13 protein-coding genes are annotated in these 16,711 nt (G+C 42.9%); 5 read left to right on the plus strand and 8 right to left on the minus strand.

Going from position 1 to position 16,711, the window contains the following annotated elements; all coding sequences use genetic code 11:
* Position 1: 1 nt before the first annotated feature.
* The gene (locus BS636_RS04395) at positions 2 to 1,309 is read right to left on the minus strand and encodes an FAD-dependent oxidoreductase (RefSeq protein WP_099337680.1); all 1,308 of its coding nucleotides are present in this window, start codon (positions 1,307 to 1,309) and stop codon (positions 2 to 4) included.
* Between the two features lie 415 nt (positions 1,310 to 1,724).
* Positions 1,725 to 2,603: a pirin family protein gene (locus tag BS636_RS04400; protein ID WP_099337681.1), complete on the minus strand. Its 879-nt coding sequence runs from the start codon at positions 2,601 to 2,603 to the stop codon at positions 1,725 to 1,727.
* Between the two features lie 299 nt (positions 2,604 to 2,902).
* On the opposite strand from BS636_RS04400, the gene ycaC reads away from it, so the two are divergent.
* Positions 2,903 to 3,529 carry an isochorismate family cysteine hydrolase YcaC gene (ycaC, locus tag BS636_RS04405; protein WP_099337682.1) on the plus strand — a complete coding sequence of 209 codons (627 nt, stop codon included), beginning with the start codon at positions 2,903 to 2,905 and terminating at the stop codon, positions 3,527 to 3,529.
* 140 nt (positions 3,530 to 3,669) lie between these two features.
* On the plus strand, positions 3,670 to 4,593 hold the full coding sequence (locus BS636_RS04410) for a LysR substrate-binding domain-containing protein (protein WP_099337683.1): 924 nt from the start codon (positions 3,670 to 3,672) through the stop codon (positions 4,591 to 4,593).
* 82 nt (positions 4,594 to 4,675) lie between these two features.
* On the opposite strand, the gene ahpC is transcribed toward BS636_RS04410, so the two are convergent.
* Positions 4,676 to 5,239 (minus strand): alkyl hydroperoxide reductase subunit C, encoded by a 564-nt coding sequence (ahpC, locus tag BS636_RS04415; RefSeq protein WP_099337684.1) that lies wholly within the window; start codon positions 5,237 to 5,239, stop codon positions 4,676 to 4,678.
* 165 nt (positions 5,240 to 5,404) lie between these two features.
* Positions 5,405 to 6,019, minus strand: a complete 615-nt coding sequence (locus BS636_RS04420) for a TetR/AcrR family transcriptional regulator (protein ID WP_099339598.1) — start codon at positions 6,017 to 6,019, stop codon at positions 5,405 to 5,407.
* Between the two features lie 145 nt (positions 6,020 to 6,164).
* Between BS636_RS04420 and BS636_RS04425 the strand changes: the two genes are divergently transcribed.
* Positions 6,165 to 6,650 carry a hotdog fold domain-containing protein gene (locus BS636_RS04425; RefSeq protein WP_099337685.1) on the plus strand — a complete coding sequence of 162 codons (486 nt, stop codon included), beginning with the start codon at positions 6,165 to 6,167 and terminating at the stop codon, positions 6,648 to 6,650.
* Between the two features lie 54 nt (positions 6,651 to 6,704).
* Here BS636_RS04425 and ssb read toward each other — a convergent pair whose 3' ends face one another.
* The 3 genes from ssb to BS636_RS04440 all read right to left on the minus strand — a co-directional run bounded on the left by ssb (position 6,705) and on the right by BS636_RS04440 (position 9,944).
* The gene (gene ssb, locus BS636_RS04430) at positions 6,705 to 7,286 is read right to left on the minus strand and encodes a single-stranded DNA-binding protein (protein WP_099337686.1); all 582 of its coding nucleotides are present in this window, start codon (positions 7,284 to 7,286) and stop codon (positions 6,705 to 6,707) included.
* 51 nt (positions 7,287 to 7,337) lie between these two features.
* Positions 7,338 to 8,702, minus strand: coding sequence for an MFS transporter (locus BS636_RS04435; protein ID WP_099337687.1), 1,365 nt, complete (start codon positions 8,700 to 8,702; stop codon positions 7,338 to 7,340).
* 153 nt (positions 8,703 to 8,855) lie between these two features.
* Positions 8,856 to 9,944 (minus strand): DUF475 domain-containing protein, encoded by a 1,089-nt coding sequence (locus BS636_RS04440; protein WP_099337688.1) that lies wholly within the window; start codon positions 9,942 to 9,944, stop codon positions 8,856 to 8,858.
* A gap of 537 nt (positions 9,945 to 10,481) precedes the next feature.
* Here BS636_RS04440 and uvrA point away from each other — a divergent pair.
* Positions 10,482 to 13,313 (plus strand): excinuclease ABC subunit UvrA, encoded by a 2,832-nt coding sequence (gene uvrA / locus BS636_RS04445; RefSeq protein WP_099337689.1) that lies wholly within the window; start codon positions 10,482 to 10,484, stop codon positions 13,311 to 13,313.
* Between the two features lie 113 nt (positions 13,314 to 13,426).
* Complete coding sequence (locus tag BS636_RS04450) at positions 13,427 to 14,269, plus strand: AbiJ-NTD4 domain-containing protein (protein WP_099337690.1); 843 nt, start codon at positions 13,427 to 13,429, stop codon at positions 14,267 to 14,269.
* Positions 14,270 to 14,410: 141 nt separating this feature from the next.
* Here BS636_RS04450 and BS636_RS04455 read toward each other — a convergent pair whose 3' ends face one another.
* Positions 14,411 to 16,114 carry a diguanylate cyclase gene (locus BS636_RS04455; protein ID WP_099337691.1) on the minus strand — a complete coding sequence of 568 codons (1,704 nt, stop codon included), beginning with the start codon at positions 16,112 to 16,114 and terminating at the stop codon, positions 14,411 to 14,413.
* Positions 16,115 to 16,711: the final 597 nt, after the last annotated feature.

Consider the following 16,711-nt stretch of genomic DNA (forward strand, 5'->3'; position numbering starts at 1 on the left):
CTTAATAACCGAGTTGAGGTGCAACCTCGATATTCGGTTTTAAGCCTTCAAATGGCAATGGCGCACCGAAGATTTCTGCAATCTTCATGGCTGAAGTCACGGCAGATTCCAGAATTGGCAAGCCATCACATGACCATGAACCACAGTAGAATACCTTACGACCCTGATCCAGATGACGTTGCTGCAATTCTTTGTTTAAAGCCACCGTATGCGTATCGACCACTGCACGAGTCAGGGTTACAGATGAAATGATTTTCTTCGGATCAATTTCAGTCACCGGACGCCAGGTCTGGAATACCGGAGATTTACCCACCAGTGTCGGTTCAACCGCATTCAGCCACACCGTGAACTGCTGACGGGTAAACTTGCGGTCCATCATATAGCTCAGGACTGCCCAATCCTTACGTTTCGGTGGCATCACGCTGGCATCAGTATGGATCACCAATTGTCCCTGCTCAAACTGGAATTGTTTTAGCAATTCAATATCTGCCGTAAACTGGTCTTTATCAAGGAATTCCTCGATCTTGTTGGTTGGCGTAGCAACAATCACACGGTCGAATAACTTGGAGTAACCAGCGGCATTTTCTACGCGAACCTGATCGCCCTGCTGTTGTACCAACGTGGTTGCGGCCCCACTCACGATCTCGATGCCTTCAATCAGTTTATCCACCAGTGCCGGTGTACCGCCCTGCATACGTAATAATGCATCGCCATCAGTTAGCTGACGCAGGAAAATCAATAAAGGTTTAGCTGGCCATTCGCCAATGGTTTTCGGGTTACAGGTACAAATGGTATACAGCACCGGCATCACCGCACCATGCCAGAATACTTCTTCAATATCATTTCGATTGATAAATTCTGCCAGGCTGAGGTCCTGATTTTTAGATTTAAAAAATTTGTTTAAGGCTGTTTTTAGTTGTAATAGGCCTTTTACCAGACGCCAGCCATACTGTTGTAGGCCTTTGCGGTTATTAATAATCGGGAAATTCCCAATCCGACTGCGTGACGTGGTCAGCCAGGTTTCAGTCTTGTCCTCAAATAACCAGCTGCACGCCATATAAGTGCGTACTGGATAGGTCTTGATCCCCAGATGTGTCGCAAGGCTTAGGGTATTTTTCCACAAGTACGGATTCATCACACGCAAAGGGGCATCAATCAAGCCGCCTTCAAATTCCAGGCTGTGACTGTCCATGCCGCGCCCTTGTAGCGCTTCAAAAATAGTGATGTGATGTCCTGCATCTTGAAGAATTCTGGCGGTAGCCAGTCCGGCCATGCCACTACCAATTACTGCGATATCCAAACCGATCATCCGTTATTGAGAAACTTTTAGAAATTATGTACCAAGCCTGCGCCAATTCGGCTATTAAAATCTTCCAGATTGCATTTTTTTCGGATGAGCTAAAGGTCTTGAAAATTCATAATTTTTTACATTTTTAATATAAAAAATTAACACTGTTTAAATTTATGCTTTTATTGATATTTTTTGTATTTTTAAAAAATTTTTCCTTTAAAAACAATATATTTAAATTAACCAATTTTTTAACTTCTGTTTTACAAAAGATACAATAAGGGCTATAATTTGCTGCATAACAAAATGATAACTTCGTCACACTCCAAAGTGATGAATTTATTAAAAAAATATTATAATCAGAAGAACTTACAGCGCATAACGATATAAGAAGCCTCTGCAGTGCAGAGGCTTCTTTCTTTTTAGACTGACATTTTTATTCAGTAGTTACAGGAATCTCACCAAATTTGCCATTATTAAAATCCTGGAAGGCTTGGACAATTTCTTCCTTGCTGTTCATCACAAATGGACCATACCCTTGAATTGGTTCATTCAGTGGTTCACCAGTTAAGACCAAGAATCTTGTGTCCTGATAGGCCTGTAACTGGATAGCAGGATCGCCATCACGAGCAAACATCACAATGGAACTGTCTAGCACTTTCTGTGTGCCATTCACTAGCAGATCGCCACTTAGCACCACCAACAGCGCATTATGACCAGCAGGCACATGCAATATGGTTTCATACTCAGCCTTGAGTTCACCATCCCAGACATTCACCGGACTAAAGGTATGTGCAGGGCCATGATGACCGCCAAATTCACCAGCAATCACCCGGATATGGCCTGCACCTTCATCCATTTCAATCCGGGGAATATCGGCTGCAGTTAATGCCTGATAGCGTGGTGTGGTCATTTTGTCTTTGGCTGGCAAATTCACCCAAAGCTGTACCATTTCAAACAGACCACCATTTTGAGCAAAGTCTGGAGAATGAAACTCTTCATGCACCACACCTGCACCTGCAGTCATCCACTGCACATCACCAGCCTGAATGGTATCGCCACCACCACCAGAGTCTTTGTGGGTCACTTCACCCTGATAGGCAATGGTCACGGTTTCAAAGCCGCGGTGCGGATGTGAACCCACGCCATGCTGGACAGTGGTCGGATCAAAATGATACGGCGCTGCATAGTCCAGTAACAGGAACGGACTGATGGCCTGACCAAGACGGTCATAGGAAAACAAATTTTTCACCGGGAAGCCGTCACCGACCCAGTGCATGTTTTGATTGCTGTAAACACCAATAACTTTTTTCATCTTTTTACTCCTATACGCAATAGGATGAACATGCAGCCATTGTATGCTTTGCAGGCAGTTCTCGATACTAGGTTATTGAAATGCAGTATCCCAAATATAAGACAATTCTCACTTTAAAATTTCTTATTCATCACCAATAAATTTAAATTTTTGCTGTAAATTTCAAATTATCCTATTTTCAAGATTAACTGTCCCAGAATTTGGACTTAATTTGTCCTATTTTTATCTCTACCATGCAATCACAGCATGTCGCCGACCGGCTGATGTGCTCTCCAGATTTCATCATGAGGAAAATAAAAATGGCAAGACCCTATGTTCGTTTAGACAAGGACAACGCAGCAGTATTGTTGGTCGACCACCAAGCTGGCCTATTGTCACTGGTACGTGATATTGACCCGGACAAATTCAAGAACAATGTGCTGGCACTGGCTGCAGCGGCAAAATATTTCAATCTGCCAACGATTCTGACGACCAGTTTTGAACAGGGGCCAAATGGTCCACTCGTGCCTGAATTAAAAGAAATGTTCCCGGATGCACCTTATATTGCCCGTCCTGGTCAAATTAATGCCTGGGATAATGAAGACTTTGTTAAAGCAGTAAAAGCCACAGGTAAAAAGCAGCTGATTATTGCTGGTGTCGTGACTGAAGTTTGTGTGGCTTTCCCTGCTCTGTCTGCACTGGAAGAAGAGTTTGACGTGTTCGTAGTGACTGATGCTTCCGGTACCTTTAACCATCTGACCCGTGATTCGGCATGGAATCGCATGTCACAGGCTGGCGCACAACTGATGACCTGGTTTGGCTTAGCATGTGAATTACACCGCGACTGGCGCAATGATATAGAAGGCTTGGGCACCCTGTTCAGTAACCATATCCCTGACTACCGCAACCTGATCAATAGCTATAACCAGAACACGGCACAGAAATAATCTGCTACAACTTAAATCAGCGGCCTAAGGGTCGCTTTTTAGTATAAAAATCAAATGAGATTTTGCTAGAAAATATATAGCCCAAGACGGATTTCCCCTATGATGGGAATAGCATACGCGCAGGGCGATTGAGGTGAAGCGTGCATTCTTTTGATGACTATTATTATTTCTACCTAGTGGTAAAGCATGGTGGTTTTAGCGCGGCCAGTGACGCCTCTGGCATTACCAAGTCCAAACTCAGTCGTCGTATTCTGGAACTGGAGGCACGTTTTAACGTTACCCTGATCCAGCGTTCGACCCGACATTTTAAAGTAACACCACTTGGTCAGGAATTTTATCAGGAATGTGAAAAGCTGATTCAGCAGGTGGAATGTGCTCACAGCGTTCTGCTTAAACAAAAAAGTGAACCACAAGGTCTGGTCAAGCTCAGCTGTCCTTCAGTGATGATGCGTTTCCAGATTCGCCAGTTGCTGAATGAATTCCTCAAAGCCTATCCGCAAGTACAGGTCGAAATGGAAATCACCAGCCGCCGTGTCGATGTGCTGCATGATGATATTGACCTTGCCATCCGTACCAACTTTGAAGCCAATGAAGATTCCAGCATCGTGGTCCGCGATGTGATTAAAACCACGCATTGTCTGGTCGCCAGTCCTGAATTATTAAAAGGCCGAACACTGGATTATCCGACTGAGATTAATGATTTCCCGACCATCGTTCTTGGTACCCAGAGAAATCATTACCAATGGTATCTGCATCGTACCGATAGCAATGAGCAAATAGACATTACGCTCGAACCACGGATCAAGAGTAATGATCTGGCAGGTGTCTATTATTCTGCACTAGATGGACTCGGTATTGCTGATCTACCCTATTTAACCGTAGAAGATGACCTAAAAACAGGGAAGCTGATTCATCTATTACCGGAATGGTGTTCCAATGTAGGTACTGTCCAACTGGTCTATGCTTCACGTAAAGGCCAGCGTCTGGTCATGGAAAAATTGATTGAGCATCTGGTTGAAGGCTTGCGTTCTGCAGCCGAAGGTCATAAGGGCTATACCATTTAAATCATTATTTTATTTTCAGTAGGCAATAAAAAATCCAGCACTGAGGGCTGGATTTTTTTAATTGCGATAAAGATTTATTGAATTAGATTTTACCGACCAGGTCGATTGAAGGAGCAAGCGTTGCTTCGCCTTCTTTCCATTTTGCAGGACATACTTCACCTGGGTGAGCGTGTACATATTGCGCTGCTTTTACTTTACGAAGCAGTTCTTGTGCGTCACGACCGATACCACCCGCGTTGATTTCAACGATCTGGATTTTACCATCTGGATCAATCACGAAAGTACCACGGTCAGCCAGACCATCAGCTTCGATCAGTACTTCAAAGTTTTTCGCCAGCGTCCAAGTTGGATCGCCGATCATTGGGTACTGGATTTTACCAATCACGTCAGACGTATCGTGCCAAGCTTTGTGCGTAAAATGCGTGTCTGTAGATACAGAGTAAATTTCTACGCCCATTTTCTGGAATTCAGCATATTGATCAGCAAGATCGCCTAATTCTGTTGGACAAACAAAAGTGAAGTCAGCAGGATAGAAGAATACAACAGACCATTTGCCTTTCATGTCCTGTTCAGACACTTCAACGAATTGACCGTTGTGGTAAGCAGTTGCATTAAATGGCTTAACTTCAGTATTGATTAAACTCATGTGACTTTTCCTATCAGTTCGTGGGAATTCATTCGATGAACTAAGAATACGCAAAAACTATAAATAGGTAAAACCGTAACTTTTTATAAAAACTATCGGTTTTTTAGATTTAATAATTCTATTAACTTTCTGCTTATCATCTTTTATCTCGATTCAGGAAGATGTTTACTGAGAAAAATGCTGTAGAGAATCCCAAACTGATTGTGCCAAAGCAGACGTATGCTGTTGCGGGGAATCTTTGACTCGACTGGCAAGCCAGGCACGGCAATAACTTTCTGTTGCGCCAATGACCAAAGAAGTCAGCAAAGCAGGTGGAACCGCTTGCAGACGGGCTGCATCTGGCTGCTGAGCCATCCATTTCTTTAGATCCTGATTACGCTGGCGAGTCTGCTGTTCCAGATTTTGACGCAGCTCAGAGGTGTGCACCACATGATGGGCAGCATAGAGAAAACGGGCAAAATCTGGATAACTGATCACCCAGTCAATATAACTTCGGATAATGGCATGAATGCCCTGTTCGGCACTTTTCGCTCGGGATAAAGCCTGTAAACGTCGGCTGGACTGATCTTTTAAAGCTGCCAAATAGAGTGCAGCAACGATTCCATCCTTGTGATGAAAATGATGGTAGATTGCACCGACACTGGTTTCTGCCCGATCCCGGATCATTTCAATCGTCGTCGCGGCTATGCCACTGTGTAAAAATTCCTGTAATGCGCAATTTAGAATTTGACGTTTTAAGGCCGCTCGCCTTCCTGGATAACTCCCTTCCAATACATCCATCCCTTGCATTCTCCCCAATGTGCTCGGTGGTGTTGATCATTAACTTCCCTATTTTAAACACATTTCTTGTGAGTCCTGCCAATACAGAATATTATTCTGTTTGAGGATCTTATTATTATTCACCTCTTACGCAGGAATAGCGATCATGAGCCAAGCGCTTAAAATATGGAAAAGCTTTCAAAAAAAGCCAGGTGGCAAATATATATTTTCCAGACTACTTTGCATAAAAATACCTTATTTCAGCAGTATTTCCCCCCTGCTCGAAACACTTGCACCCGATTACTGCGAAGTGAGCATGAAAAAACATAATGCTGTACTCAACCATCTAGATACAGTCCATGCAATTGCCATATGCAATCTGGCTGAACTGGCAGCAGGCACCATGACCGATGCCAGTGTTCCCAAAACCCACTCCTGGATTCTTAAAGGTATGCAGGTTGAATATCTTAAAAAAGCGACCACAGATTTAAGGGCAATTGCCACACCAGCAGACTTAAATATTCAATGGGATGAAATCACTGAATATCAGGTCAATGTTGAGGTTCTGGATATGGCACAAGATATCGTATGCCATGCCTTCATCACGATGCGGGTCTCTCCTAAAAAGAAGAAAACAAATAAACAGGCTTAAAAAAACCCGCCAGATGGCGGGTTTTTAATAATGATCTTCCGTTTTAAGTTTTAATTAAAATGGTAGGTCGTCATCTAGATCTGCTGCTGGCGCTGCAACTGGTGCTGGCGCTGCTTTCGGTGCAAAACCACCTGGGTTGTTGCCATAGCCACCACCTGCAGGTGCATTATTGAAGCCACCTTGTTGTGGTGCGTTATAACCTTGTTGACCGCCCTGGTTATTATTGCCATAGCCGCCTTGGTTATTGTTAAAACGTGGCTGTGCAAAACCACCATTATCAGATTGTTCGCCACCTTGTGGACGACCTGAATCTAGCATTTGCATCTGCTCACCACGGATTTCTGTAGTGTAACGCTCTTGACCGCTTTGATCTGTCCACTGACGGGTACGTAGTGAACCTTCGATATATACTTTAGAACCTTTACGCAGATACTGCTGTGCAATTTCACCTAAACGGTTATGCAGCACAATGCGGTGCCATTCGGTTTGCTCTTTACGCTCACCAGTGCTCTTATCTGTCCAAGAATCACTTGTTGCGATAGAGAATTGAGTAAGAGAACCCCCATTAGGGAAAGTTTTTGTTTCAGGATCTCGACCTAAAGTACCAACTAAAATAACCTTATTTACACCACGCATGAGACCTATACTTCCTATTTGTTTCTATATTTTACTTTATAAGAGTTATGCTTAAATGGCTACCTCTTTACCCAACAAGTGCGTTAATTGTTGTCGCGCAGTATCATTAATCTGCTGTTTATCAACCTTGACGTAGGCCACTTGCTGTTCCGGCATCACCACGACTTCTTCAATACCATGAATGGATAAAAGCTGTGAAGTCCATTCATCTGTTTGTCTATTTTCAGGCAGGCTTAGCACCAGAGACGAAAGATAGCGCGGCTGAGCCAGCCCAAAACTGATGAGCAGCCAAATTATAGCAATCGCGGTCAGAATACTCCAACCCATGGACGTGTCATTCAGCAACAAAAGTTGTCCACCCACTGTACCCCCAAAAAAGGCACCGAGGAACTGGCTGCTGGCATTGACGCCCATGGCTGTGGCCTTGGACTGAATCGGTGCAACTTTGGACAACCATGATGGCAACAATGCTTCCATGACGTTAAAGGCAATGAAGAAGATACCTAAGCCAATCAATAGAATATATTTCGATTCAAAACCAAAAATCAGCACCAATAAGCCAATGATAATTCCCGCAATTGCGGTGAGGAAAATGCCACGCATTTTGCGGTATTTTTCCGCCAGAATAATACTTGGAAAGGCAAAGAACAGGCTAATCACCAGCAGCGGCAAATAGACCCAGCCATGACTGGCTAAAGGAATATCTGCGAACTCGATCAACTGGGATGGCACATAGATAAACATTGCCGTTAATAGCAGATGCAGACTGAAAACTGACACATGCAGGCGATTCAGATCGCCCATTTTCAGTACCTGTTTCAGCTGGGTCAGATAGCCTTGCTGAAAGTTACGATGGTGACGGGTCACTTTTGGAACCAGTAGCAACATTGCAATTGCCGCCAGACCCATCACCGTGGTTACCCAGAATAAACCTGAAATACCCACCAGACCCGTTAGCCAAGGCCCCAAAGTAAATGCCACCACAAAAGATAAACCGATACTCATACCCATGGTCGCCATGGCTTTCATCCGGTTTTCTTCACGAGTTACATCGGCCAGCAATGCCATCACCACTGCAGAAACAGCACCACCACCGGCAATGGCACGACCGATAATCACGCCATAGATCGTTTCTGACATGGCGGCAATTGCGCCACCCAGTGCGAAAAGCAATAACCCGATGACCACCAGTGGCTTACGGCTAAAACGGTCCGCGATCAGGCTAAATGGAATCTGTAAAATGGCCTGTGTCAGACCATAGACACCAACGGCCAGGCCAATGAGTGCCGGCGTAGCATATTCATATGACTGCCCTGCAACCGAAAATACAGGAATAATCATAAACAACCCCAGCATACGCAGTGCAAAAATACTGCTAAGTGCAAAGGTTGAGCGACGTTCTAAGGCATTCATCATAAATTATGGCAGTTCAATTGGTGGATCTTCAGGCGAAGATTATAGGACATTCAGCCGGGTTGGATGCAGGAATTTTATTTGAAATAAAGATGATGCTGATCTGAAAATAAAAAAGCGCAGCCCGAGCCACGCTTTTAATCAACTACAGACGTGTTATTTACCTGAGTTAATCTGACGGTTGGTATATTGGATTGAAGCAATCACCGCCCAAACAATGAAGGCTACACCGATCAGGCCAGTCACCACTTCCGGAATGTGCACGCCAGTACCACTCGCCAACATAATGAAAGCCAAAGCACCAATCGCATAATGCGCACCATGTTCCAGATAGATATAAGCATCCAGTGTGCCTTTATCTACCAGGTAAATCGTCATGGAACGTACGAACATCGCACCGATCGCCAGACCGAGCATGATGATCACCACATCAGAAGTAATCGCAAAAGCACCAATTACACCATCAAAACTGAAAGATGCATCCAGGACTTCTAGGTATAGAAAGCCACCGAAACCCGCTTTTACCACACCCGCGGGTACACCTTCAGCATCGTGACGAACTGCATTACCCTCTTCATCAACTTCTGGCTCACCACCAAGTAAGTGACTCAGAACCTGTACCCCGATGTAAACCACAATCCCCCAGATACCGGCAAGGGTTACATCAAGGCGTTTTAGCTCATCTACATGCGATGCTGTTACCAGCAAGGCAATTAAAGTCAAGAACACTGACATCGCGGGAACGTTGGCTAAATGGGCCAAACGGCGCTCTAGCATTCTGAACCAGTGTGTATCTTTTTCTTCATCGAGAAAGAAGTTCAGGAACACCAGCATCAGGAAGGCACCACCAAAGGCAGCAATTTCCGCATGATGTGCCATCAGCTTCGCCGAGTATTCCTTCGGTGCATTTAATGCCAGCTGCACGACTTCCATAAAGCCCATATCGGCAGTCACTGCGACAATAACCACAGGGAAAATCAGACGCATCCCGAATACGGCAACCAGAATACCCACGGTCAGGAAGATCATTTTCCAGAAGTGATCCCAGCCGCGCAGGACTGAGGCATTGACAACCGCGTTATCGAACGACAACGACACTTCCATGATTGCAAGAATTGCAGTGATGGTGAGTGCTGTGAGCATGGTTTGCAGGCCCGCTTCAGGACCATGGGTATAACCCCAGTAAGCAGCCAAACCAAGACACACGATCGAGAATGCAAATGAGAAACCAAAATGTTTCAACATACAAATCGACCTTGTATTAAACAGAATTTAAAATATCATTTCGCAGTACAAAAAATGAATAGCTGTGAAAATTTGTCGCCATTATGAAACTTTTGCGACTTAAACCAAAGCGATTCCATGTAGCTTTTCAATTATTTTTAGCTTTTATTCCCACGCATTATTTTATTCATGAGATGCGATGTTTGGCTAAATATTCTACTCTTGTTTTCAAGCGTATCTAGTCAGCTGCATTTCACTTTTTTATTTGCTAAAAATCATATTCTCTACAGAGGTCTTTCTAAGGCCAGCAACTTAAATTTGATTCACCCCATATCCAAAAATTATTTTTTATACAAAGGTTTTATTTTTGAAATCAAAGATTAATATTGTTGCAAAGTTCATCTAACTGTTCAGATATTTACGATTCAGCACCAATATTCTATTGATCACTGAACTGAGCCGTCACAACTTGACGTTAAATGTACTAATCTTTGCACTTGAACATTTTTCATGCGCTATCATATATAAGTTTTTTAAAGAATCATCCAGGATTATTGCATGAGCCAAAGTCATATCCGTATTCGAGGCGCACGTACGCATAACCTTAAGAATGTGAACCTCGATATTCCACGCGACAAGTTTGTGGTGATTACGGGGCTTTCAGGTTCAGGTAAGTCTTCACTCGCTTTTGATACCTTATATGCTGAAGGTCAGCGTCGTTATGTCGAATCGCTGTCTGCCTATGCGCGTCAGTTCCTGTCCCAGATGGAAAAACCTGAAGTCGATTCGATTGAAGGCCTCAGCCCGGCCATCGCTATTGAACAGAAGTCGACCAGCCATAACCCGCGTTCTACTGTGGGAACCATCACAGAAATTTACGACTATTTACGTCTGCTCTATGCGCGCGTTGGTACACCCTATTGCCCGGAACATGACCTGCCGATGGTGGCGCAAACCGTGAGTGAAATGGTGGATGCGGTAAAAGCTCTGGAAGAAGGCACGGGCCTGATGTTGTTGGCACCAGTCGTGCGTGAACGTAAGGGTGAATACTCTGCGCTATTTGAACAATTGCAGAGCCAAGGTTTTGTACGTGCCCGCGTGGATGGCGAGATCATGGAAATTGATCCACCACCAGAACTGGACAAAAAGAAAAAGCACACCATTGAAGTAGTCGTTGACCGCTTTAAAGTCCGTGATGATCTGGGCAATCGTATTGCGGAAAGTTTTGAAACTGCCCTACGTCTGGGTGGTGATATTGCTATTGTCTCTCGAATGAAAGGTGAACGACCAGATCGTGTCTTCTCAGCAAAACACTCTTGCCCGAAATGTGATCGTGCGGTGGCGGAACTGGAACCACGTCTGTTCTCGTTTAACAATCCATTTGGTGCCTGTCCAGTTTGTGATGGCCTGGGTACGCGTAGTCATTTCAGTGCTGAAAAACTGATTCCAAATCCTGAACTCAGCATCAGTCAGGGCGCGATCCGTGGTTGGGACCGTCAACGTCCGTACTATTACAGCATGATTGAGAAGGTTGCCAATCACTTTGGCTATTCTCTGGATACGCCATGGAATCAGCTGGAAGCGGATGTTAAAAAGAAATTCCTTTACGGTACCGGTCGTGAAAAAATTGACCTGAGTTATGTCGATGAGCGTGGCCGCCGTCATAATCGGATGATTGCTTTTGAAGGTGTGCTGCCGCATTTAGAACGCCGTTACCGTGAAACAGAAAGTAATTATGTGCGTGATGATCTGGCACAGTACTTATCTAATGCAGCCTGTGATGCCTGTGATGGTTCACGTCTGAATGAAATCTCACGTAATGTGAAAATTCTGGACAAAACCATTGCTGAAATCACTCGTATGTCGATTGGTGATGCGGAAAGTTATTATCAAGAGCTCAACCTTGAAGGTGCTCGCGGTGAAATTGCCGACAAGATTTTCAAGGAAATCCGTGAACGTCTGCACTTCCTGGTATCAGTCGGTCTGAACTATCTCAGCCTTTCCCGTTCTGCGGAAACTCTGTCGGGTGGTGAAGCCCAGCGTATCCGTCTGGCATCACAAATCGGTGCTGGTCTAATGGGCGTGATGTATGTGCTAGATGAACCGTCAATTGGTCTGCATCAACGTGATAACGACCGTTTGCTGCAAACTCTAGTGCGTCTGCGTGATCTTGGTAATACTGTGCTGGTGGTTGAGCATGATGAAGATGCGATTCGCGCTGCCGATCATATTATTGATATCGGTCCGGGTGCTGGTGTGCATGGTGGTTATGTGATTGCTGAAGGAACCTATCAGGAACTCGCAGCAAATAAAGATTCTCTAACGGGTAAATATCTATCTGGTAAGCTAAAAATTGAAGTACCAAAACAACGCGTCAAACCACCAAAGCCAGAAGAACAGATCAAGCTCATGGGTGCGGCGGGTCATAACCTTAAGAAAGTCGATCTGACGATTCCTCTGGGTGTAATGACTTGTGTGACGGGTGTATCAGGTTCAGGTAAATCAACACTGATTAACCGGACTTTATTACCATTGGCAGCAACCCAGCTCAATGGTGCGACCACTCAAACTTCAGAGAAATTTGATTCAATTGATGGTCTGCAATTCCTGGATAAAGTCGTAGATATTGACCAGAGTCCGATTGGACGTACACCACGTTCGAATCCGGCGACTTATACCGGTTTATTTACCCCAATTCGTGAGCTGTTTTCTCAGACTCAGGAAGCCAAAGGTCGTGGTTATACTGCAGGCCGTTTCTCGTTTAACGTGAAAGGTGGTCGCTGTGAAGCCTGTGAAGGCGATGGCATGATTAAAGTGGCGATGCACTTCCTGCCAGATATGTATGTACCGTGTGATGCCTGTCATGGCAAGCGTTATAACCGCGAAACACTGGAAGTGAACTATAAAGGCAAAAACATCTCTGATGTACTGGAAATGACAGTTGAAGATGCCATGCATTTCTTCGATGCTATTCCAGTGATTCACCGTCGTCTGGAAACATTGCATCAGGTAGGTTTAGGTTATATCCGTCTGGGTCAGTCAGCAACAACACTTTCTGGTGGTGAAGCACAACGGGTTAAACTGGCACGTGAGCTGGCAAAACGTGATACTGGTAAGACCCTGTATGTTCTGGATGAGCCAACGACTGGTCTGCACTTCCATGATATTGCCAAGTTACTCGATATCCTGCACGAGCTACGCAACAAGGGTAATACTATTGTAGTGATTGAGCACAATCTGGATGTCATTAAAACTGCGGACTGGATCGTGGACTTGGGTCCTGAAGGTGGTTCAGGAGGCGGTATGATTATCGCTGAAGGTACGCCTGAACAAGTGGCGAAGAGTAAGAGTTCACATACTGCGCGGTTCTTAAAGCCGTTGTTGAAATAAGAATCTCCCCTAGCCCCTCTTTAGAAAAGAGGGGAAATTCCCTCCTTTCTCAAAGGAGGGTTAGGGAGGATTAAAACTTAATAAAAAGGATTTTTTGTTTTTCAGGGGGAATCATGCGGTTTTCAGAAAGATATGGTTATAAGCCTGTACGTGACATTATTCAAAAAGAAAGTATAGATGATGCTTTAAAAAATGGATTATGGAATGCAATCGATTTAAGTATTTTTAGTCAATATTATATTTTTAATAATCGACATGCTCCTATAAACGGAAGTAATTTAGAGGAATTCTTTAAAACACTATTTCATTACTTCTTTAAAGTTAGAATTGATCAAATTCCATATAACTTGCAACAAACTATTAATTTTATAGATGATCTTTATTTCAAAAAATATAAATGGTATGAAATTTATAATTTTATTGAAGCATGTATAGAGTATTTTCCTTTTGATGAAGGGAAAGAAGATTTTATCAATCTACTGAATAATTGCTTACGAATTGAGAATTCTGCTTATAGGGTGATTAATGACCAAATCACCCCAGTCACCTCAGAACAAGAAATCCAATCCATTGAAGAAGCTTTAGAAGATACAAGTCCCTATTCCGGTGTTCAAAAACATTTAAATCAAGCTTTAAAGCTTATGTCAAATCGCCAGAATCCTTATTATCGAAACTCTATTAAAGAGTCAATCAGTGCTGTTGAATCTATTTGTAAAATAGTGACAGACGATGATAAAGCAAGTTTAGGACAAGCTTTAAAGATAATCGAAACAAAGTATGGATTACATGAGGCCTTGAAGAAAAGTTTAAGCCAACTTTATGGCTATACTTCTGATGGTGATGGTATACGCCATGCGATGTTAGAAGAATCCAATTTAAGCTATATCGATGCGAAATTTATGCTCGTAGCCTGTACTAATTTTATTAACTATCTGATCGATAAAACTAAAAATTAAATTATATAACCGGCGACATGGATGTCGCCCATCTGATAGCCCTAAAGGGAGTTAACATCAGTCAAACAAATGCATTTTGCTACTTTTGGTTAGTCAAAAGTAAGAATATTTTTATTAATGAAGATAAATAAATTAGTTAAGCTAAACATCCACCACTGCATTCCGTCCTCGACCTTTAGCCATAAACAAAGCTTTATCTGCTTTAGTAAACAGGCTGATCCAGGACTGTGCGCCTATTGCCAATCCAATACTGACCGATACCTGAATTTGCTCGCCAGTATCACTTAAAATACAAGCATCAGCCACTTGACTTCGAATCTTATTGGCAATGATATGAGCATTATAAAGATCAATATTTTCGATCAAAACCAGAAACTCATCCCCACCATAACGCACCAATAAATCAGAAGTACGGACATTGTCCTTCAGGCACTGGGCCACGAACTGAATAACCTCATCTCCGACAATGTGCCCATACTGATCATTAACCTGCTTAAAGTGATCAATATCAATAATCATCAGACAGGTCTGGCTAAACTGCGAAGGATGTGACTCTAGAAAGCGAGTGTATTCCTCTAAAGCGAACCGATTTGCCAATCCAGTTAAAGGATCGGAATGGGCAATATTTTTAAGCCTAAATTCTAAAGCCTCACGTTGCTGCAACATTTGCTGCAACTTTTGAATAGCTGCAAATAAAGAGTCTGATTTGGAGCGAGCATTCGATGATAAAGGCTGAGCATCTCCGTTCTCTGAAAGTGTAAACAGAATTTGACGCGCTTCGATCAACGGCTGAAAAACGCTTTTACGTGCAAAAATCATCGTCGCAATTGCTGCACTTAAAGACACCAGCGAAAGTAAAATCGTCCAGAGCAAATGCTGCAAATGAGAAGATTTTTCCTGTTCTGCGACCTGATTGCTGTAATCAAGCAAATAAGTTTGCAGATCAACCACAGTAACGAATTTATCTACCATGGCATTGGTCAGTTCTGTTCCCGCCAAATGGTAAGGTACTTGCTGACTACTCTCGTCCATCAGGCTGGAAATAATCGGTAAGCCCTTTTGAATAAAGACAGTATCTACAGCATTATGCAGTCGGTTAAATTCTTCAGTCTTGTCCTGTTCTGGCTGCAATGTGCCGATTAAATCCCAAAGATAGTGGATTCGATATTGAATTTGCACGGCACGAGTCAAGCTTGTCGCTGGAATCTGTTGGCCAAAAGTCACATAAGGCATGATTGTAGAAGCTGCCCGCCCAGCCTGATCTCGTAAGTCAGATAAAAATAAAATTTGAGGAATAAAATTGTTTTGTGCTGTAGAGGTCTTATTAGAAGCAATAACGACTCCTTTTAGAAGAGTCCGACAACTATCCCACACTTTAAACATTGCACCAATCGCATGATCTAATGCTTTTGCACTACGCTGGTTCCAAGGGGTTTTTGCATAAAGATCAATCTGTAAACGCCCCTGTTCCAGACTTGGCCGAACCACCCTTTCTAAACGCTGGCTTAAATGCGGAAAGCCTACCTGCTGCAATACCTCGGCCGTATGTTCAAACTGCTGATCTACTTCTTTACGATAAATTTCAAGTTCTTGTTGTCGTTGTTGAATATCTTCAGGCGTACTGGAAAGCACTTTATTGGCAGGTGCACGTTCCTTGGAGATCTTATTGGCTAGAATGGCAACTTCTTGGAGTGCATGTAATTCATCAGAAGTACGCACTGCTTCAAGGTATCTTTGTGTGCTATTAACAATGAGAGGGATACAAATCAGCAGCAGACATAGAATAATGACAGACATTGCCCAATACAGATGTTTACTGATTTGTTCAGAGCGTAAGGTATTCATTGTCTTCGCATACGCCCTCAGGCTAATAATAAAGTATTTGATTTATCTTAATTATTATACAAAAAATCCATTTCTTCAGAAAGAAAAAATTCTTCATATTAAATGATTTTATATAGCTTTACTGAACTCAAAGGTCAAAGAAAGGCTCATTCATGTTCTTAGATTTTAAATAAAAATTTTTAGATTTAGTAAAAAACCAGCGGATGTATCAAATAATTTCAAAAAAAATCTAAATTCGTATTGTTTACTGTTTACACATGCAACAATTAAGTGCATAATGCACCGCATTAGGGCGAATTAAATTTTTCCTCAGCAGATATTTTGATTTACCCGCAAATTTTGGCTAAAAAATCCCAGTTTTCATTGAAAATTGGGATTTTTTTGTCTATTTCATTTTCTATATAATATTTAATTGAATATTATGCACTATTTTGGTGCAATTTATTCTTGCAAGACTGCTTGTCTTGTTTGTTATTTATACTGATTAACTCATATTTTTCTCTTCTCACTCCTCCCTTCTAAAATTTTAGACAAAAAAAAGCCCAACCTTGGGGAAAGCTGGGCCGATAAAACACAAAATTTGTGGAGGATCAGGTC

This window comes from Acinetobacter sp. LoGeW2-3, assembly GCF_002688565.1.
GTDB lineage: Bacteria > Pseudomonadota > Gammaproteobacteria > Pseudomonadales > Moraxellaceae > Acinetobacter.